The following is an 18,657-nucleotide window of genomic DNA, read 5'->3' on the forward strand; positions in this document are numbered from 1 at the left end:
GCGGCCTACTTTCGAGCCTTTCTGGCGGATTCGTTGGATGGTCGCGGTTGCCCCACGCCGCGTATCCTTCGCCCGTGGAACTGCGCTTCGAGACGCGCCGGTCCGACTCGCCGTGGGTCGACACCGTCTGGACCTGCACGAGCGAGCAGGTCACGGCGATGACGTCCGTCGCAGGGACGTGCTGGGGCCTGGTCTTCTGGGAGCAGGACGGCCGGGCGTACACCACGATCACCGGTCCCGAGACCCGGACCGGCACGGCGCCCGTGCCGGAAGGCGCGGCCTTCACGGGCATCGACTTCGCCGTGGGCACCTCGTTGCGGGCCATGCCGACGCCGGCTCTGGTCGACAACGGCATCGTGCTCCCCGACACCACGCGCCGGACGTTCCGGCTGGACGGCGAACGCTGGGAGACGCCCGGGCCCGACGACGCGGAGGCCCTCGTCGAGCACCTCGTCCGGACCGGGACCGTGGTCCGTGACCCGCTCGTCGCCGACGTCCTGCGAGGGCACCGTCCGACCGTCTCGGGACGTACGGTCGAACGCCGCTTCCGCGCCGCGACCGGGCTGACGCGGGGCGGCGTCCGGCAGATCGAGCGGGCCCGCAGGGCGGCGGAACTGCTGGCGCTCGGCGAACCGGCCGCCGACGTCGTCACCAAGCTCGACTACTTCGACGAGTCGCACCTGGCCCGGGCGCTGCGTTCCTACATCGGACGCACGGCCGGGCAGTTGCGCGAGGGCTCCGGCGGCGCTATCGGCCTTGCCCTCGATCAGCGCCGCACGTCGTAGACGAGCTTCAGGATCCCGTTCGAGTAGCTCTCCGACTCCCGGAGCGCCAGCATCTGCTTGTCGCGGTCGGCCCGGCCGAACAGGCTCTTCCCGGCGCCGAGGAGCACGGGGAAGACGAGCAGGTTGTACTGGTCGATCAGGCCCTCGTCGGCCAGCCGCCGGGCCAGCTCCGCGCTCCCGTGAATGAAGATCGCGCCGCCGTCGCCCTCCTTGAGCGCGGCGACGTCCTCGGTCGAGCGCAGGATCGTCGTCGGCCCCCACCCGTCGACGAGGGCGTCCTCCGACAGCGTCGTCGACACCACGTACTTGGGCAGCTCCTTGTAGTCGGCGTGGTCCTCCGAACTGGGCCAGAGCGGCGAGAACGCCTCGTAGCTGCGGCGGCCGAACATCAGCGCCGTCGTGTCGGCGAGCTCCTCGCCCTTCAGGGACCAGGCCTCCGGGACGAACTCAAGGTCCTTGAACACCCAGCCGCCGCTGCGGTGCTCCTCCCCCGGCCCGCCCCCGGGCGAGTCCACGACGCCGTCGAGCGACATGAAACCGGTGTAGACCAGCTCACGCATTGTGCTGTCTCCTCATAATCGGACGAACCGCTGGGGCCACGCTAGATCGCAACCGCCCCACTCGTCTTGGACGGAAACGACAGCGGGCAGAGAAAATCTGCCGGGACCCCGCTACGGTCGGCCTCGCTCTCAGCACAGCCACTCCGCGTAGGGCCAGCGGGACGAGACGTAGCCGGGCCGGGCCCGTACCGCTGGATGGCCTGAATAGCGAAGGTCAGAACGAAAAAGAGTTGAGACCGCGGTACACGGCCACGGCATAAGAGATCGCAGCGATCACTACCAGGCCGAGCGCTCCGGAAAGGAAGCCCGCCGCGGTAGACGAGACCGGACGCCTGGCGGGGGTCCGCAACGGCCCCCATACCCAACCGAGCACAGCGCCGAACGGGGGGATCCCGAACACTGCGACGGCCCCCGACAGGATGCGCGACTTGGTTCTGTGGTTGCCGCGCCAGTCGGTGCCGCTGAGATGATGCGCGGCCGATGAGGCGAACTCGTACCACCCGATGATGACCACGACCCAGATGACCAGGCCGAGGACCAGAATCCCGATCACGTCCTTGCGCGGAGTGTCCATGGTCGACCCCTGATGTAGCGCGAAGTCGGCCACACCGTGCTCTGGTGGCGCGGCACACTGACCCACCTCGCCGCGAACCTCTCGCGCAATCCACGTCAACAATAGGAGATTCCGGACAGCAGCGGCACTGGCCGCGTCCAGCGATCGGGGCGGCCGAGCGATATCGAGGCAGTAGAGCACCCGGCCGGAAATGGGCGGGGCATGAGGCCCCGTGTGTCAGCGGGCCTGGATCGCGCGCGGGGGTCGCGTCGGGTGTCACAGATGGTGGGGTCGCTCTGTCCTTCCTGCAGAGAGTCTCTGTTCGGAGGAGTACATGAGCGCTGAGAACGCACACCTGCCACCCGGCGTCGAGGTGATCACGACCCTGCCCGAGGCGGCGGCCCGGATCCCGGACGGCGCCGAGGCGAGGACCATCCGGGTCACCCTGCCGCCCGGCGACCCCGGCGCGCCTCCGCACCGGCACCCGGGCCCGCTCTTCGGCTACGTGACCCAAGGCGAGATCCTCTTCGAGCTTGAGGGGGAGCCGCCCCGGGTGGTCAAGGCCGGTGAAGCCCTGTTCGAGCCGGGCGGCGACGTGATCCACATTCAGGGGGCCAACAACCTCGCGGACGCGCAGTCGCAGCTGGTGGTGACCATGTTCGCCCCGCCTGGAACCCCGGTCCTGACCCTGGTCGGCGAGGAGGAGCTGGCCGCACGGCGCCACCTCCGGGTTCCCCGGCCATGACGATCATCCGCCCTGGCCGAGCCGCCTGGGCGGATGACGCACCCCTTGGGGGCCGACCGGTTCCTGCCCAGGGCCCCTGGCCGAGGTTTCTCTGACGCGACCGCGGCGCGTCCCGGCCAGAGCGTGCCGATGCGGCGGCGGGCCTCCGCAGGCAGGCCGAACGGAGGGGCGTCATGGCGGTCGGGGAGATGGCATCGAGGCGGTCCGGCGGCGCAAAGGCGCGCCGCCGGACCGCCGGCCGCCGCGGGGGCCGCCGAGCTCGGGGAGGACGACGGCCCCCGCGCGGGCACTGGCCGAATGCCTGGCCAGTCGGCACAGCGCCGCCGCACATGGCGGATCCCCGGCCCCCTTCGGGCCGCTGCCGGATGCGCTTAGAGGTCATAACAAAATGCGTATGTGATGCGACATCGCGTGATGTCCGGGTGTGGTGTGGGCGGGTGCGTAAGGGTGAGCAACCTCCATGGATCGTGGCCGACAGTTTGTGGGAGCGGGTCGAGCCGCTGCTGCCGAAGGTGGAGCGCCGCAAGCGCCATACCGGACGGAAGCGGTTGGACGACCGCAAGGTGTTGTGCGGGATCTTGTTCGTGCTGCACACCGGGATCCGGTGGGAGTTCCTGCCTCAGGAGCTGGGGTTCGGGTCGGGGATGACGTGCTGGCGGCGGCTGGCCGAGTGGCATCAGGCGGGCGTGTGGGAGCGGCTGCACCGGCTGCTGCTGGAGGAGCTGCACGCTGCCGGGCAGCTGGACTGGTCCAGGGCGGTGATCGACAGCTCGCACGTCCGCGCGCTCAAGGGCGGCCCAAAACCGGTCCGAGCCCGGTCGACCGCGGCCGGCCGGGCTCCAAACACCACGTGCTGACCGACGGGCACGGCACCCCGCTCGTGGTGTCGTTGACCGGCGGAAACCGCAACGACGTCACCCAGTTGATGCCGCTGCTGGACAAGGTGCCGCCCGTCCGAGGCCGGGTCGGACGGCCCCGCCGCCGACCCGAGCGGCTGCTGGCCGACCGCGGCTACGACCACGACAAGTACCGCCGCCTGGTCTGGAGCAAGGGCGTCAAACCGGTCATCGCCCGCCGCGGCAGCCCGCACGGCTCGGGACTGGGCGTCCACCGCTACGTCGTCGAGCGCACTATCGCCCTGCTGCACTGGTTCCGCCGCTTACGCATCCGCTGGAAGACCCGCGACGACATCCACGAGGCGTTCATGACCCTCGCCGCAGCCATCATCTGCTGGCGACGCCTCGTCCGCTGATTCTGTTACGACCTCTTAGGCACGCCCCGACACCGCTGCCGGACGCCACGGCCGTGCGCGCGGACGGCCTGCGGCCCTGGGCGCTGGAAAAGGTCAGGGATGGCCTGGCATGGCGCGCGGCGCAGGGGTCGCCGGCCATGCGCCTCAACGGCGTCCAGTGATGCGATCCGGTGACGCCGGCGATGCTGCTGGACGGCCTTGCGGGCTCCCCGCCCTTGTGGTGCCGGCGGTGGGGCCGGAGATCACCCGCGTTCCGCGGCCGCCCGACGGCGCGGAGGAGGTGCCCGGCACGCTCTCGCGGTTGCTGGAGGCTCACGAGGTGGTCCTGATCGAAGCGCGCGACGCGGCCGGCCTCGTCGTCATGCCCCAGGTGAGCGGCGGCGGAGCCCAGACGATGAACCTCCACCAGGCTGTCGAAGAAACCGCGTCCCTCTTCGCGGGCTTGTTCGATGGAGGCGAAGTCGTCACCGGCGAGAGGGCTGTTCGTCAAGCATTGCTCGGCTTGACGGTGAAGAGTCCGGCTTCGAGGGTGAGTGCCTCGACTGGATCTTGATCGGGTCCTGACTGAAATGGAATCCTGTTGGGGCTCCCGCTAGCCGCCGACTTGGTCGCGCCGACGGATGGGCACCGAACGGGAGAAACAAGAGGCATGGGGACGCTATCTGGGGGCGCGCCGCTGCTGGATCGGCAGCGAGAGCGAGCCGAGCTGAACGGCCTGCTGGGGGATGTGCGCTCCGGACGCGGGCGAGCCCTGGTGCTGCGCGGAGAGGCGGGCGTGGGCAAGTCGGCCCTGCTGCGGCATGCGACAGGGCAGGCGGCCGATATGCGCGTGGTGCGCGCCGTCGGGGCGGAATCGGAGATGGAGCTGGCGTTCGCCGGCCTGCATCTGCTGGTCGCGCCGCTGCTGGACAGGATCGAGAAGCTCCCCGGCCCGCAGCGCGACGCGCTCGCGGTCGCGTTCGGGCTGCGTGAGGGGAACGTGCCCGACCGGTTCATGGTCGGGCTGGCGGTGCTGACTCTGCTGGCGGAGGCGGCGGAGGAACGCGCTCTGCTGTGTGTGATCGATGACGCGCAGTGGCTGGACCAGGCGTCCGCCCAGGTGCTGGCGTTCGTCGCCAGGCGGCTGCTGGCCGAGCCGGTAGGGCTGATCTTCGCGGCGCGCGAGCCGGGCAGGCAGTTCCACGGGCTGGTGGACCTGGAGGTGCGCGGCCTGCCCAAGCAGGAGGCGCAGGCGCTGCTGCGCTCGGTGGTCCGCTTCCCGCTGGACGACCAGATCAGGGACCGGATCCTGGCGGAGACGAACGGCAACCCGCTGGCCCTGCTGGAGCTTCCGCGCGGGCTGAGCCCGGCACAGCTGGCGGGCGGGTTCGGAATGGTGGAGGCCCAGGCGGTCCCGGCGCGGGTGGAAGAGGGCTTTCGTCGGCGGCTGGCGGAGCTGCCGGCCGAGACCCGGTCGCTGATGCTGGTCGCGGCGGCCGAGCCGACCGGCGACCCGGCGCTGATCTGGCGCGCGGCGGGGCATCTGGGGGTTCCGGCTTCGGCGGTGGAGCCCGCGCAGGCCGACGGGTTGCTGGAGATCGGAGCGTGGGCGCGGTTCCGGCATCCGCTGGTGCGGTCGGCGGTGTACTCGGCCGCGTCCCCGTCGGAGCGGCGGGCGGCGCACGGGGCGCTGGCCACGGCGACCGATCCCGCGTCCGACCCCGACCGCCGGGCCTGGCATCGCGCGCACGCGGCACTGGAATCCGACGAGTCCGTGGCCGGCGAGCTGGAGCGGCTGGCCGACCGGGCTCAGGCGCGCGGCGGCATCGCGGCGGCGGCGGCGTTTCTGCGGCGCGCGACCGAGCTGACGCCGGATCCGGCCAGACGCGGAGCAAGGGCGGTGGCCGCGGCGCAGGCCTCCTTCGAGGCCGGCGCTCCGGACATGGCGCTGGAACTGCTCGGCTCCGCGGAGATGGGCCCGTTGACCGAGCTCCAGAGCGGACGGGTGGCCCGGCTGCGCGCCCAGATCCTCTTCGCGCGCAAGCGCGGCGGTGAGGCTCTGCGCCCGCTGCTGGACGCGGCCGGTCAGCTGTCCCGCGTCGACGCGGGGCAGGCACGCGAGGCCTACGTCGAAGCCATCGGATCAGCGGTCTTCGCCGGCAGGCTGGGCGAACCCGACCTCCTGCGGACGGTGGCCGAGACCGCCCGTACCGCGCCTGCGGGACCACTGCCGACACGGCCGATCGACGCACTCCTGGACGGGCTGGTGGCGCGGTTCGCCGAGGGCTACGCCGCGGCGGCACCGCGGTTGAAGCGCGTTCTGCAGGAGTTTCGGCAGGAAGCCCGACGCAACCCGGATGACAGCATGCGCCGGTTGGGGCTGGTCTACCTGGTCGCCGCGGACATGTGGGACGACCAGGCCTTGCAGGACCTGACCGAGTACGCGGTCCAGGCGGCCCGCGAGATCGGCGCGCTCCACTTCCTTCCCCAGGCCCTCACCTACCGCGCCACCGTGCACATCTACGCCGGCCAGTTCGACGCGGCCGCCACGCTGGTCGAGGAATCCGACGCGATCTTGAAGGTGACCGGCCACGCCCACTTCGGCTTCGCCTCCAACCTGCTCATGAGCTGGCGTGGCGGGGTCGAGGCACCGGCGAGGTTCGACGCCGCCGTCGAGCGGACGCTCGCCTGGGGTGAGGGGCGAGCGATCAGCGGGGGCCACTTCGGGAGCGCGTTGGTGTACAACGCCCTCGGCCGGTACCAGGACGCTCGGGCCCGTGCGGAACGGGCGTGCGAGCACGACGATCTGGGGCTCACCGGGTTCGCCCTCATGGAACTGGTCGAGGCGGCCGCCTACGGCAACGCCCCTGAAGCGGCCACAACCGCTTTGCGACAGCTGGAGGAGCGCACCACCGCCGCCGGCACCGACTGGGCCCTCGGCGTGCTCGCCCGCTCGAAGGCCCTGCTCTCCGACGGCGAGGCCGCCGACCTGCTGTACCGCGAGGCCATCGAGCACCTCGAGCGCAGCCGGGCCGCCGCGTACCTCGCCCGTACCCACCTGGTGTTCGGCGAGTGGCTGCGTCGCGAGAACCGGCGCCTCGACGCGCGCGAGCACCTGCGCACCGCCTACGAGATGCTGCAGGATTTCGGCGCCCAGGGCTTCGCCGACCGCGCCCGCCGCGAACTCCTGGCGACCGGCGAGACCGTCCGCAAGCGCACCGCGGGCACGCCCGACGGTCTCACGCCTCAGGAAAGTCAGATCGCCCGACTGGCGCGGAAGGGGCTGTCGAACCCGGAGATCGGCGCCCAGCTGTTCCTCAGCCCGCGCACCGTCGAATACCACCTGAGCAAGGTGTTCTCGAAGCTCGCCATCACCTCTCGCCGCCAGCTCGCACAGGCACTGCCCGACCACGGCCATGACGGTGCGTGAGCCGCCCGGCCCGCCCCGTCCGGTCCTCGCGAAACGGAGTCTCACATGGCCGAACAACAGCCCTGGCATTGGGACGAGCAGACCTGGCGCGGCCACGTGGCGCGGGTCCGCGCCGGCCGCTCCCTGCACCCCGCCTCCTGGCCCGGCGGCGCCCGCGTCGCCGTCGCGCTCTCCTTCGACTCCGACCACGAGACGATCCACCTGCGCGGCGGCGAGACCAGTCCGGGCAGACTCGCCCAGGGGGAGTACGGCTCCCGCGTCGGCGCCCCCCGGGTGCTTCGCCTGCTGGACCGCTTCGGCATCCCGGCCTCGTTCTTCATGCCGGCGGTCTCGGCACTTCTGCACCCAGGAGAGGTCCGTGACTACGTCGCCGCGGGCCACGAGGTCGCCATGCACGGCTGGATCCACGAGAGCAACGCGCTGCTGGACCCCGCCGACGAGCGCGAGCTGGCCCTGCGCGCCGCCGACACCCTGGAGAAGCTCGCGGGCACCCGCCCCGTCGGCATCCGCACTCCGGCGTGGGACTTCTCCGACCACACCCTGGCCATAACGCGTGAGCTGGGCCTGCTCTACGACTCCTCCCTCATGGCCGACGACGAGCCCTACGAACTGCTGGCCGACGGCGAGCCGACCGGAGTCGTGGAGATCCCGGTCGAGTGGATCAGGGACGACGTGCCGTACCTGCTGCTGGAGCACGGCGGCATGCTGCGGGCCTGCCCGCCGCCGCGGGACGTGGCGGGGATCTGGCGCGACGAGTTCGACGCCGCGCTCGAGGAGGGCGGACTGTTCCAGCTCACCATGCACCCGCACGTCATCGGCCACCGCTCCCGCATGGCCGTACTACGCGAACTGCTGGAGCACATCGACGCGCAGCAGGGCGTCTGGTACGCCACCCACGCCCAGGTCGCCCAATACGTCCTGGAGCAGGCTTCATAAGCCCGGCGTGCGTCCGGTCGTGCCGTGCCGTCAGCCCGCCGGGGCGCCATCGGGCAGCGCGTTCCGGAGCTGCTGGCGGGAGGTGATCTCAAGCTTGCTGAACACCTTGCCCAGGTGGTACTCGACGGTCCGCGGGCTGAGGAACAGCTGGGCGGCGATCTCCGGATTGGACAGGCCGCCCCGGGCCAGCTGCGCGATCTGGGCCTCCTGGGGAGTGAGCTGGTCGCGCGTGGCGGCGGCGCGCCTGCGGACGGTCTCGCCGGTGGCCAGCAGCTCGCGGCGGGTCCGCTCGGCGAACGCCTCCATGCCGATCGCGGTGAACATGTCGTGCGCGGTGCGCAACCGCGCCCGCGCGTCGGCCCGCCGCCCCTCGCGCCGCAGCCATTCGCCGTAGAGCAGGTGCGCCCGGGCGAGTTCGGTGCGGAAGCCGGTGCGGCTCAGCCGATCGACCGCCTCGAGATGGCAGCGCTCGGCGTCCTCGCCGTCGCTCACCAGCGCCCGGGACCGCGCGTAGATCCCCTGCGCCCAATCGCCCTGGCTGATGCCGGTCGCCTCGGCGAGCCGGCTGAGCGCCTCCAGCGCCGGCCGGGGCTCCCCGGCCCTGCCGGCCGCCTCGATCAGCTCGACGAGCGCCCACACGGAGACATGCAGATCAGGTTGTCGAGCGGCGGCCTGCGCGTAGGCCATCGCCTTGTCGTAGTGGCCGAGCCCGTTGTACAGGATGGCGGACACCCACTGCGCATGCTGGACGCCCGTCCCCTGCCGCGCGGCCCGGGCCTCCACGATCACGCCTTCGATCAGCGGAACGGCCTCGGCCTCCACACCCCGGTATCCGGCGAGCGACACCGCCCCGTAGGGCACCATCCGGGAGCCCGTCGCCGCCGCGATCGCCTCCCCCTCCGCGATCAGCGCAGCCGCCTCCGTGAGCTCGCCGCTCCAGACCATGACGGAGGTCTGCGCGTTCGCCCAGATCACCAGCTGGCCGAGCAGCCCCGCCTCGCGGGCGCCCCGGAAGCCGCGGCTTATGATCGTCCGCCAGTTCGCCTCGTCCCAGGCCAGTGCCGCGATGGCCGCGGCCATCGGGCTCCACCGCTGGTCCTCCGCGAAGCTGATCTTCTCGTCGCCGAAGGCCCGCAGGGCCCGGCTCAACCGGGGCGCCGCCTGAGCGCGCCCGTCGATGATCAGGGCGGTCACCCCGTCGAGCAGCAGATCGGACGGGCGGGGCTCGGCGGGCGGCGGCACCGACCGCGCGGCCAGGGAGATCCGTTCGAGATCGTCGGCGCCCGCGAACTCCCCGGCGAACATCGCCGCGTACCAAGCGTCCAGGTACGTCTCGCGCGCGAGCGCGGTGTCCAGCGGCTCGAGCCGCTGGGCCGCCTTCGCCAGGAGTGCCGGAGCTTCACCGCCCACATCGGAGGCGAACGCCATGTGCCCGCGCAGCAGGGCGGCCCGGGCCTGCTGGAGTTCGTCCAGCGGGCCCGCCGCCGCCATGGCGAGCAGCTCCGTCGCCGCCTCGAAAGCGCCTGCCTGGAGGTTCGCCTGCGCGGCCGCGAGCGCACGCTCGGACCTCGGCGCGGGCTCGCCCGTCAGCTCGGCCGCGCGCTGCAGGAACGCGGCCGAGGCCGCCATGCCGCCCCGGGCCTCCGCCCGGCCCGCGCAGCGTTCCAGCTCCGCGGCCACCTCGTCGTCGACTCCCGGCACCGCCGCCGCCAGGTGCCACGCGCGCCGGTCCAGGTCGCGGTCGCGATCGGTCACCTCGGCCAGCGCCCGGTGCGCGGCGCGTCGCTCCGACAGCGTCGCCGCCGAGTACACGGCGGACCGCACCAGCGGATGCCGGAACCGCACCCGCATCCCGATCTCGAGCAGGCCGTCGGTCTGCGCGGCCTCCGCGGCGGACGCGGGTAGCCCGAGCCGCTCGGCCGCACGCCACACCAGCGTCGGATCGCCCGCCGGCTCGGCCGCCGCCACCAGCATCAGCGACCGCGTGTCGGCGGGGAGCCGCTCCAGCCGGCGGCGGAAGCCGTCCTCGATCCGCGCCGGGACCGCCCGCACACCGACCAGCCCGAACCCGCCCGCCAGCTGGGCGGGGTCCAGCCCGCGCGGCAACTCGAGCAGCGCCAGCGGATTGCCGTTCGTCTCGGCCAGGATGCGTTCCTGAACCGGCTCGTCGAGACGGAACCGGACCACCGACCGCAGCAGCATGCGGGCCTCCCGGTCGGGCAGTCCCCCAACCTCCAGGTCCGCAAGCCCCCGGAACTGCTCGCCCGGGTCGCGCGCGGCGAAGACCAGACCCACCGGCTCGGCCAGCAGCCGGCGCGCCGCGAACAGCAGCGCCTGCGCCGACGCCCGGTCCAGCCATTGCGCGTCATCGATCACGCAGAGGAGCGGTTGTTCCTCCGCCGCCTCCGACAGGAGGGTCAGCACCGCCAGTGCGACCATGAACCGGTCCGGTACGCCCCCTTCACGCAGCCCGAACGCGACCCCCAGGGCGTCGCGCTGAGGGCCCGGCAGGCCTTCCAGCCGGTCAAGGAGCGGCATGCACAGCTGATGGAGGCCGGCGAAAGCCAGCTCCATCTCCGATTCCACGCCTCCCGCGCGGGCGACCCGCATGTCCGCCGCGGCCTCGACCAGGTATTGCAGCAGCGCCGACTTCCCCACGCCCGCCTCACCGCGCACCACCAGCGCCCGCCCGCGGCCGGACCGCAGATCCTTCACCAGGCCGTCGAGCGCGGCGCGCTCCCGCTGCCGGTTCAACAGCTTGGACGCCCCAAACCCAGTCCTCATGCCCATCTCCGCCGCAATTCAGCACGAGCCACCCGGCCGCGACCACCCCGGACACCGGGCGCCGGCGGCGAGTTCAGAAGCCTGACGCACTGTTTCCTCGGCCGCCGGAAGTGACTCTGAGTGAACGTCGAACATCCATCTGCGATCGTCAATAGAACGTTCCACGAAAGAACGTTACATCGCGATTTATACCACGCCGACCCCGGACTCATTTCGCTAGAACCGCGATCGGATCGAGCACCGCATGGCCCTGCGCAGCGGAGACGGCCCTGCCGCGACCTGCTCCCCCGCTCGCCCGTCCCGCCTCCACAGAAAGTCGAGAAAGGACGCGCCTGATCCAAATAGCGCAGGGACGCCGACCTGGTTGCCGCCCTCCTTCGGGGCAACCCGCGGAAGCCGTGCAGCGGCATCAAACCGCACATCTGCAAAGCGACACTCGCCTCGCAAACAATCACCCGTCCGTAAGCCAAATGGCTTCTGCGCTTTGTCACACGCCGGGTTACCGCGCGCGCACTGCCGAGCTGGTGGTCGGGTGGACGAAGTCGTCCCTTCAGAGCGTGCTCGGAAGTACGACCAGTCCGCCGGATCAGACGGTGGGCGGGCGGTGGGCCCCTTCTGCCAGCCGGTCGGCGAGGCCGAGGACGAGGGCGCGGAGCTCGTCCGGGCGCTCGATGGCGAAGGGGCGGTCGAGCGAAGCGAGGAGCGCGGGCAGCCAGTCGAGCCGTTCGGCCCGCATCTCGACGCGGTGCCAGCGCTCGGCCGCCGGGTCGTCCGCGTCGGCGGGTCCGTCCACGGTCGCGATGGATGCGGGGAAGCGCGCGCGGATCTGCTCGACCGTCCCGTGGATGCGCAAGGTCACCTCGTACCGGTAAGGCGCCGTGGCGAACCCGGACAGGACGCGTTCCGCCGGGTCCGGCCCGGCGGGCGCCTCGAACGAGCCGGGCAGGGTGCGGGCGTCCGTGATGCGGTCGAGGCGGAAGGTGCGGTTCTCGCCGACCCCGGTGTCCTCGCCGGTCACGTACCAGCGGCCCGAATGGCTGACGATTCCGTACGGGCGCAGGGTGCGGTCGGTGCGGCGGCCCTCCCGGTCGCCGTACCGGAACGAGACCGGACGGCGGTGGCGCACGGCGTCGGCGAGCGTGAGCAGGGTTCCGGTGTCCGGCGCGGCGGTCCCGTCGGACGGCCGGGTGAACGCGAGCGACTCCTGGACGGCGTCGAGCCGGCGGGCGAGGGCCGGGGGGAGCACCCGCCGGATCTTCGCCGCCGCCGTCTCGCTCGCGGTTCCGGCCGCGGCGCCGAGGCCCGCGCGCCGTCCGGCGACCAGGCCGAGCAGCACGGCGAGCGCCTCGTCGTCGTTGAGCATCAGCGGCGGCAGCCGGTGCCCGCGGGCGAGGCGGTACCCGCCGTAGCGGCCGCGCACCGCCTCGACGGGCACGCCGAGGTCGAGCAGCTGGTCGACGTACCGCCGGACGGTCCGGCCCTCGACGCCGAGCCGGTCGGCGAGCTCGGCGATAGTCCGGGTGCCGCCGGACTGGAGCAGTTCGAGGAGGGTGAGCACGCGGCCGGTCGGTCGGGACATGGTGCCGAGCCTATGGCGAATAGTGGACCGATTCTGTCCACTATCCCCTCTAACGTGCGAAGCACCACGGCACCGCGAACCCAGGAGGAACCGCCATGGACTTCGTTTCGATCCGCGTCATCACCGAGGACGTCGCCCGCCTCGTCGAGTTCTACGAGAAGGTCACCGGCGTGCGGGCGGACTGGACCACCGAGGACTTCGCCGAGATCCGCACCCGCCACGCGACCCTGGCGATCGCGAGCACCCGCACCGTCCCGCTGTTCGCGCCGGGCTCGTCCCGGCCCGCCGACAACCACAGCGTGATCATCGAGTTCCTCGTCGACGACGTGGACCGGGTGCACGCGAACCTGACCGGGTACGTCGGCGAGTTCGTCACCGAGCCGACCACGATGCCGTGGGGCAACCGGGCGCTGCTGTTCCGCGACCCCGACGGCAACCTCGTCAACTTCTTCACCCCCGTAACCCCGGAAGCGATCGCCAAGTTCGGCCGCTGATCCGGGCCCACCAGGCGCACGGCAGCAGAGCAAACCCGGCAGGGGCCGCAAGCGCTGGACCGTGCGCTGGAAGGCGCCTCTCAACGCCTTCCAGATCGAGTTCGAAGGCCGACTCACCCCGACCGCCAACCGAACACCTCAACAACCAAGATCAGCCGTTAACTTACCCCCCAGGATCGCGCTCGATCATCCCACCCGGGTCACGTCCAGCGGAGTGGTGTATGAGACAGCCTCTGCGTGATCTGTTTCTGCAAATTAAGCGATCAGTTCCCGAACAGGCTTCAAAGAGTTATAAAATGTGTGGTTGCGATGTCGATCAGTACCAGTCGTCCTAGGTTGATCGGCAGAGCCTGTGATTAGCGAAGGGGATGCTTTCGCATGGTGGATGTGGTGGCGATGTCAGAGGCCGTCGCGTTGATGGCGGCCACGGGTGCGGTATCGGGACTGAGCGAGAGCGCTGCGTTGGGGGTGGTCGGGCGAATCCGGGAGCGGGTGCGTGGGGTGTTCGGCTTGGATGAGCGTTCGGTGGAGGCGTTGGAGCGGGCAGTGGATGATCCGGCCGATGAGGGTCGGGTGGCTGAGTTGGCAGCGGCGTTGGTTTGGTACGCGAAGCGTGACGAGGAGTTCGCCGGTGAATTGGCCGGGTGGGCACAGGAGTACGGGGCGGCTGGATCGGTTGTGCAGAGTGTGCGCGCGGGGCGGGACGCGTACGCAGCGGGCCGGGATATGACGGTGAACCAGCGGATCGAGCCGGTGGAGCAGTCGTCGGACAGAGGTCCTTCAGCGGGGACCGGTGAAGCTGGAGGCTATCGGGAATGACAGGAGCAGCCGACGCCGGGAGCGGTGACCTCGGCGGGCAACGTCAAGACGTGTGGGCGCAGCGAGACGCCTTCACCGCAGCCGGTGACATCCACGTCCACTTGGGTCGGGATGACTCTGATCGGAAAGAGCGCCGGCATGAGTCTTTTGCTGCGCCAGCGCTGCTCTTCCCACCGGTCGGGCGGTTGCCGGAGCGAATACGTGGTCGGAACGCGCTGTTGAACCGCCTCGGCAGGCTCGTGGATGCGCCTGACGGTCGGATGCATGTCCTGGCCGGGCTCGGCGGCACAGGGAAATCGGCTGTGGCGCTACGAGTTTCGGAACTGGCCGCACGGCGGGGGCACGATGTTTGGTGGGTGCCCGCACTGGACGCTTCGTCATTGCGATGGTCTCTGCTCCAACTCGCGCAGGAGTTGGGGGCTGGTTCGGCGGAGGTGGATGCGGCATTGACCGGCCGCCGTGATCCGGCGGATCTGCTTTGGCGGCATCTGGGCACACGAACGGGTTGGCTGCTGGTGATCGACAACGCCGATGACATTTCGGTGCTGGAGTGCGGAGGCCGACCGGTGCGTGACGGCAATGGATGGCTGCGGCCGACGACGGCAGGTTTGATCATTACGACTAGCAGGGTCTCTGATCCAAGGAATTGGGGTCGAAATACGCAAATTCACCCAATCGGTTGGCTGAGTAATCAGGACGGCGCCAGAGTCCTGCTTGATCTGGCTCCGCACGCTGGTTCCCGTACGACGGCGCAGATCCTTTCAGAGCGGCTTGGTGGGCTGGCGTTGGCGCTGCACCAGGCAGGCTCGCATCTGGCCTCGCCGTTTGCGCGCGAGGCCACGTTTGAAGGCTACGCACGGGCGCTGGAGTCCCGCTTCGCCGAACTGCTGGGCGCTGGAGGACGCGACCGTGACGTCGTGACCGGCACCTGGGAACTCTCTCTGGATCAGTTGGCGCAGAACGATGTGCCCCAAGCGCGAGACCTCTTGCGGGTACTCGCGTGGTTCATGGGCGCGTTGCCCATCCCGGTCTGGTTGTTGGATCACGAAGTGCTGGCCGGGATATGCGGTGACGCCAGCGCCGAGAAAGCTGGCGTCGGGTTGGAAGCACTGCGGTCGGTAGGGCTGATCGAGACCAGATCGGCTCGTCGATCGGACACCATCGCAGTCGTGCATCCGTTGGTAGCGGAGGCAGTTCGGCTTCAACAGTCAACGGGTGAAAATCCATGGCGCGAGACTGCAGCAACGCTGCTGCGGAGAGCGTTGCCAGAAGACCCGGTACTCAGCCAGAACTGGGCAATTTACAGCACCCTTCTGCCACATGCGCGCATCGTCTTCGCTGAAGATCCCGACGAGCTGGGTAAGTTTGTCCGCTACCTTGAGGCCAGCGGAGGCTATGAGGCGGCACGAGCATTGCAGCGGCAGATATGTGAATGCCTTGAGAGCGAGCATGGCCGAAATGATGCGGCCAGCCTGCTCGCGCGTGCGGTGCTCGCAGACCTCACCGGTCAGGCTGGCGAGGTGACGGAGGCTCTGCACCAGCTTATCGAGTTGGTTCCCGCCAGTGAGGAGGCACTCGGTCCAGAACATCCGCATACCCTTGTAGCACGTGCCAGTTTAGCCCAATGGACAGGTGAAGCAGGTGATGCGGTTTCGGCACGTGACCAGTACGCGGAAATCGTGCCCATTCGAGAAATGGTCCTGGGAGCTGAGCACGATGAGACATTGATCTCACGTGCCAACCTGGCCTATTGCACCGGTCTGGCCGGTGATCCGGCGGAAGCGCGTGATCAATTCGCGAGGCTGGTCCGCATCCGCGAGCGCGTATCGGGTCCCGAGCACCTGCACACCCTCGTCGATGGCCTCAATCTTGCGCGCTGGACCGGGGAATCCGGAGACCCCACAGCCGCACGGGATCAATTCTCGGACCTGCTCCCGTTGCACGAGCGGCTTCTAGGCGCTGAGCACCCCCGTACTCTCATCACCAGGGCCAACTTGGCACGCTGGACGGGAGAGGCTGGAGACCCGGCAGCGGCGCGTGACCAGTACGCCGATCTCCTACCCGTACGACGACGTGTCCTAGGACCCGAGCATCCTCACGTGCTGTCTTCTACTGCCAACTTGGCACGCTGGACGGGAGAGGCCGGAGACCCAACGGCGGCATATGAGCAATATCTGCGGCTGCTGCCGTTGTATGAGCGAGTACTAGGTGCTGATCATCCCAGGACGATGGAGGTTCGAAGTAGTCTGACGCGGTGGTCGGACATCTCGGGATACGGGAGAGAAGACTGGGGCGCATCCGTTTCCCGCGAATTCATAGATCGTGAGCACCCTCTTTGATATGCGCCAAGAACCGCCGGAACTCGCTCCTGTTGACGCGGATCTGGTGACCTTGTCGGTCTTTGCTGTCACGCAGAAGAACCGCGTGCTCGACGCAAGCCAATTCCACGCAGTCGGAACCAGAACCAGACATCTGAGAAATTATGCTCTTGCGCCAGCGCAGGACGTCATCGCCGGTCAATGCATAACGCCGCTGTGGCGATGGTTCGGTCACAGGTACCTCCAAATTCGCGTGCTCGAGCCGGACAGTTCCTGTCAGGATCTGTTAATGTCAGCCAGCAGGTCAACCCTTGAGCTGATTCCATCCTGATCTCGCTGGTCACAGGCTGGTCGCGGGCCGCGCGGCGCGGCGGTAATCGGGAGAGCTCCTGGTAAGTCAAGGTTTGCGACCACCTTGGCCACCAGGAGCTCCTGTTGATGTTCTATCGTGCTGCGCTGGACCTGTCCCCCTCGGCCTGCGGGTTCGTGGCTGATCTGGTCCGCGGGCATCGAGCAACACCACCAACTCCAGGCCACCGTCTCCTCACAAACGTGACCGGAGAGCCAGGGGAAGATCAAGCTGTCCGTGGAACCGGGGGAAGCTGGCGCGGCGGATGCTTGTCCCTCCGGATGCACCGGCCGCGTTGCCTCGGCCGTGGCTGGCGCGGCGGCTGTTGAATCGGCTCGCGCGGGCGTTGCGGAGGCTTGGGTGGCGTGTGGAGCGACGGTACGCCAAGACCCTGCCCATGCTGCGGGTGCACTTCCCCGACGTTGCGGGCGTGGGCGAGAGCGTCACCGTGGTCCGCGGGGATGGCCGGTGGTGGTTCCGCTCCAGTACGGGGGTGCTGCTGGCGCCGTGCTCGGATGTCGGCCTGGCCGTGTCGCGGGTGGCGGTGTCGCTGGATGAGTGGGTGGCTGCGGCGCGCTCGTTGCGGAGGACGGGCGGGGCCTGATGCGATGGGGCGAGATCGGCGTTGCGCCGCTGCGATGTCGACCTCACCGCGCGCACCGTCCGGGTTCGTCACGCCTACGTGGAACGGGCGAACGGTCAGATGCTGCTCGGGCCTCCGAAGTCAAAGGCGGGAGTTCGGACGGTCACCATTCCGGCCGCGATCGTCCCCCACCTGACGGCGCACCTGGACAAGTACACAGGCAAGGAACCTCAAGCCCCGGTCTTCACGGGGCTCAGGGGCGGGTCGCTGCGCCGTAGCGGGTTCAACAAAGTCACCAACTGGCGCCACGTGGTGAACGCACCCGGCGTCCCGAACCTGCATTTCCATGACCTCTGGCACACCGGTAGCCAGCTCGCCGCGGACATGGGCGTCTCGACCAAGAGCCTGATGGCGCGCATGGGCCACGACAATGAGCGGGCGGCGCTGCGCTACCAGCACCGGTCTGCCAAGGGTGACCGCATCATCGCTGACGGCCTCGATGCCCTTGTTCGGGAAGAGCGCGGCGACGACGAGGGCCAGGACGGCGGAGCGGGCGGGCACCGGTGCCGGTTGCCTAATGGCCCGCCAATGGCCTGGCTGTGAAGACAGCCAGAAACGATCAAGGCCCAGGTGCGGGGATGATGTCCCTGGCCTGGGCCTTCGTGGTGGAGCGGGTGACGGGAATCGAACCCGCGCTGTCAGCTTGGGAAGCTGAAGTTCTACCATTGAACTACACCCGCGTCGGGCGGCCTTGACGGTGCCCGTGCCTTGGTTACTGTACCGGATCGCCGGTGGGGGCGTGGCGTGGGATAGCTTTCTGGGGTGCTGCTCTCCGATCGCGATATCAGGGCCGAGCTCGAGTCCGGGCGGGTCAAGATCGACCCGTACGAGCCGGTCATGGTCCAGCCGTCCAGTGTGGACGTTCGACTGGACCGGTACTTCCGGGTGTTCGAGAACCACCGGTATCCGCACATCGATCCCGCTGTGGAGCAGCCGGATCTGACGCGGCTGGTCGAGGTGGACGCCGAGGAGGCGTTCGTGCTGCATCCCGGGGAGTTCGTGCTGGCCTCGACGTACGAGGTGTTCGGGCTGCCCGAGGATCTCGCGGCGCGGCTGGAGGGGAAGAGCTCGCTCGGGCGGCTGGGGCTGCTCACGCACTCGACGGCGGGGTGGATCGATCCGGGGTTCAGCGGGCACGTGACGCTGGAGCTGTCGAACGTGGCGACGCTGCCGATCAAGTTGTGGCCGGGGATGAAGATCGGGCAGATGTGCCTGTTCCGGACGAGCTCGCCGGCGGAGTACCCCTACGGGTCGGCGAAGTACGGGTCGCGGTACCAGGACCAGCGGGGGCCGACGCCCTCGCGGTCGTACCAGAACTTTCACCGGACGAAAGTGTAGTCGCTTCGTTACCCGAACGTGACGCAAGTCACCAAAAGATGAAACATGTTCTCTGGACGGGTAGTTTCGGGCGACGCACAGGCATGGCGTTCG

The 18,657-nt window shown here is 69.7% G+C and carries 16 protein-coding genes, 1 tRNA gene and 1 pseudogene; 12 read left to right on the forward strand and 6 right to left on the reverse strand.

Annotation, left to right across the window (positions count from 1 at the left end; all coding sequences use genetic code 11):
- Window positions 1-74 precede the first annotated feature (74 nt).
- A complete protein-coding gene (locus K4S16_RS19795) occupies window positions 75-785 on the forward strand; it encodes a helix-turn-helix domain-containing protein (RefSeq protein ID WP_149260460.1) in 711 nt (236 codons plus the stop codon).
- On the opposite strand, the gene K4S16_RS19800 is transcribed toward K4S16_RS19795, so the two are convergent.
- Complete coding sequence (locus K4S16_RS19800) at window positions 767-1,345, reverse strand: dihydrofolate reductase family protein (protein ID WP_149260461.1); 579 nt, start codon at window positions 1,343-1,345, stop codon at window positions 767-769. The genes K4S16_RS19795 and K4S16_RS19800 overlap by 19 nt on opposite strands.
- A gap of 214 nt (window positions 1,346-1,559) precedes the next feature.
- Entirely contained in the window at window positions 1,560-1,919 is a 360-nt protein-coding gene (locus tag K4S16_RS19805; protein WP_149260462.1) for a hypothetical protein, read from the reverse strand.
- A 313-nt stretch (window positions 1,920-2,232) separates the two neighbouring features.
- Here K4S16_RS19805 and K4S16_RS19810 point away from each other — a divergent pair, with 313 nt between their 5' ends.
- The 5 genes and pseudogenes from K4S16_RS19810 to K4S16_RS19830 all read left to right on the forward strand — a co-directional run bounded on the left by K4S16_RS19810 (window position 2,233) and on the right by K4S16_RS19830 (window position 8,240).
- Entirely contained in the window at window positions 2,233-2,643 is a 411-nt protein-coding gene (locus K4S16_RS19810) for a cupin domain-containing protein (RefSeq protein ID WP_149260463.1), read from the forward strand.
- Between the two features lie 464 nt (window positions 2,644-3,107).
- Window positions 3,108-3,895, forward strand: a protein-coding gene (locus tag K4S16_RS19815) for an IS5 family transposase (protein ID WP_200842010.1) whose coding sequence is annotated in 2 segments (ribosomal slippage) — window positions 3,108-3,441 and window positions 3,441-3,895 — 789 coding nt in all. Because the reading frame shifts where the segments join, the coding sequence is not laid out codon by codon here.
- Between the two features lie 238 nt (window positions 3,896-4,133).
- A pseudogene (locus K4S16_RS19820) lies at window positions 4,134-4,244 on the forward strand (DNA starvation/stationary phase protection protein); the annotation flags it as partial.
- Window positions 4,245-4,544: 300 nt separating this feature from the next.
- On the forward strand, window positions 4,545-7,304 hold the full coding sequence (locus K4S16_RS19825) for a helix-turn-helix transcriptional regulator (RefSeq protein WP_149260465.1): 2,760 nt from the start codon (window positions 4,545-4,547) through the stop codon (window positions 7,302-7,304).
- 45 nt (window positions 7,305-7,349) lie between these two features.
- Window positions 7,350-8,240: a polysaccharide deacetylase gene (locus tag K4S16_RS19830; RefSeq protein WP_149260466.1), complete on the forward strand. Its 891-nt coding sequence runs from the start codon at window positions 7,350-7,352 to the stop codon at window positions 8,238-8,240.
- Between the two features lie 30 nt (window positions 8,241-8,270).
- On the opposite strand, the gene K4S16_RS19835 is transcribed toward K4S16_RS19830, so the two are convergent.
- A complete protein-coding gene (locus K4S16_RS19835) occupies window positions 8,271-11,024 on the reverse strand; it encodes a LuxR family transcriptional regulator (protein ID WP_149260467.1) in 2,754 nt (917 codons plus the stop codon).
- A 586-nt stretch (window positions 11,025-11,610) separates the two neighbouring features.
- Entirely contained in the window at window positions 11,611-12,603 is a 993-nt protein-coding gene (locus tag K4S16_RS19840) for a YafY family protein (protein WP_149260468.1), read from the reverse strand.
- A gap of 95 nt (window positions 12,604-12,698) precedes the next feature.
- Between K4S16_RS19840 and K4S16_RS19845 the strand changes: the two genes are divergently transcribed.
- From K4S16_RS19845 to K4S16_RS19855, 3 genes are all read left to right on the forward strand, one after another.
- Window positions 12,699-13,097, forward strand: a complete 399-nt coding sequence (locus K4S16_RS19845) for a glyoxalase/bleomycin resistance/extradiol dioxygenase family protein (protein WP_149260469.1) — start codon at window positions 12,699-12,701, stop codon at window positions 13,095-13,097.
- Window positions 13,098-13,475: 378 nt separating this feature from the next.
- The gene (locus tag K4S16_RS19850; protein ID WP_149260470.1) at window positions 13,476-13,916 is read left to right on the forward strand and encodes a hypothetical protein; all 441 of its coding nucleotides are present in this window, start codon (window positions 13,476-13,478) and stop codon (window positions 13,914-13,916) included.
- A 356-nt stretch (window positions 13,917-14,272) separates the two neighbouring features.
- Window positions 14,273-16,255 (forward strand): tetratricopeptide repeat protein, encoded by a 1,983-nt coding sequence (locus K4S16_RS19855; protein WP_160160964.1) that lies wholly within the window; start codon window positions 14,273-14,275, stop codon window positions 16,253-16,255.
- Here the strand turns inward: K4S16_RS19855 and K4S16_RS19860 are convergent.
- Window positions 16,230-16,388 carry a DUF397 domain-containing protein gene (locus K4S16_RS19860; RefSeq protein ID WP_149260747.1) on the reverse strand — a complete coding sequence of 53 codons (159 nt, stop codon included), beginning with the start codon at window positions 16,386-16,388 and terminating at the stop codon, window positions 16,230-16,232. The two genes, K4S16_RS19855 and K4S16_RS19860, sit on opposite strands and share 26 nt — an antisense overlap.
- Before the next feature lie 562 nt (window positions 16,389-16,950).
- Between K4S16_RS19860 and K4S16_RS19865 the strand changes: the two genes are divergently transcribed.
- A complete protein-coding gene (locus K4S16_RS19865; RefSeq protein WP_149260472.1) occupies window positions 16,951-17,187 on the forward strand; it encodes a hypothetical protein in 237 nt (78 codons plus the stop codon).
- Window positions 17,188-17,208: 21 nt separating this feature from the next.
- On the forward strand, window positions 17,209-17,769 hold the full coding sequence (locus K4S16_RS19870; protein ID WP_149260473.1) for a tyrosine-type recombinase/integrase: 561 nt from the start codon (window positions 17,209-17,211) through the stop codon (window positions 17,767-17,769).
- Window positions 17,770-17,832: 63 nt separating this feature from the next.
- Here K4S16_RS19870 and K4S16_RS19875 read toward each other — a convergent pair.
- Window positions 17,833-17,906: transfer RNA gene (locus tag K4S16_RS19875), tRNA-Gly, on the reverse strand.
- A gap of 82 nt (window positions 17,907-17,988) precedes the next feature.
- Between K4S16_RS19875 and dcd the strand changes: the two genes are divergently transcribed.
- Window positions 17,989-18,564: a dCTP deaminase gene (dcd, locus tag K4S16_RS19880; protein ID WP_141579376.1), complete on the forward strand. Its 576-nt coding sequence runs from the start codon at window positions 17,989-17,991 to the stop codon at window positions 18,562-18,564.
- Window positions 18,565-18,657 lie beyond the last annotated feature (93 nt).

Source organism: Actinomadura sp. K4S16 (assembly GCF_008327685.1).
Taxonomy (GTDB): Bacteria; Actinomycetota; Actinomycetes; order Streptosporangiales; family Streptosporangiaceae; genus Spirillospora.

Coding starts and splice junctions, on each gene's coding strand:
- K4S16_RS19800 (WP_149260461.1), bottom strand. CDS start 1,345: ATGCGTGAGCTGGTCTACACCGGTTTCATGTCGCTCGACGGCGTCGTG.
- K4S16_RS19805 (WP_149260462.1), bottom strand. CDS start 1,919: ATGGACACTCCGCGCAAGGACGTGATCGGGATTCTGGTCCTCGGCCTG.
- K4S16_RS19810 (WP_149260463.1), top strand. CDS start 2,233: ATGAGCGCTGAGAACGCACACCTGCCACCCGGCGTCGAGGTGATCACG.
- K4S16_RS19825 (WP_149260465.1), top strand. CDS start 4,545: ATGGGGACGCTATCTGGGGGCGCGCCGCTGCTGGATCGGCAGCGAGAG.
- K4S16_RS19830 (WP_149260466.1), top strand. CDS start 7,350: ATGGCCGAACAACAGCCCTGGCATTGGGACGAGCAGACCTGGCGCGGC.
- K4S16_RS19835 (WP_149260467.1), bottom strand. CDS start 11,024: ATGAGGACTGGGTTTGGGGCGTCCAAGCTGTTGAACCGGCAGCGGGAG.
- K4S16_RS19840 (WP_149260468.1), bottom strand. CDS start 12,603: ATGTCCCGACCGACCGGCCGCGTGCTCACCCTCCTCGAACTGCTCCAG.
- K4S16_RS19845 (WP_149260469.1), top strand. CDS start 12,699: ATGGACTTCGTTTCGATCCGCGTCATCACCGAGGACGTCGCCCGCCTC.
- K4S16_RS19850 (WP_149260470.1), top strand. CDS start 13,476: ATGGTGGATGTGGTGGCGATGTCAGAGGCCGTCGCGTTGATGGCGGCC.
- K4S16_RS19860 (WP_149260747.1), bottom strand. CDS start 16,388: ATGTCTGGTTCTGGTTCCGACTGCGTGGAATTGGCTTGCGTCGAGCAC.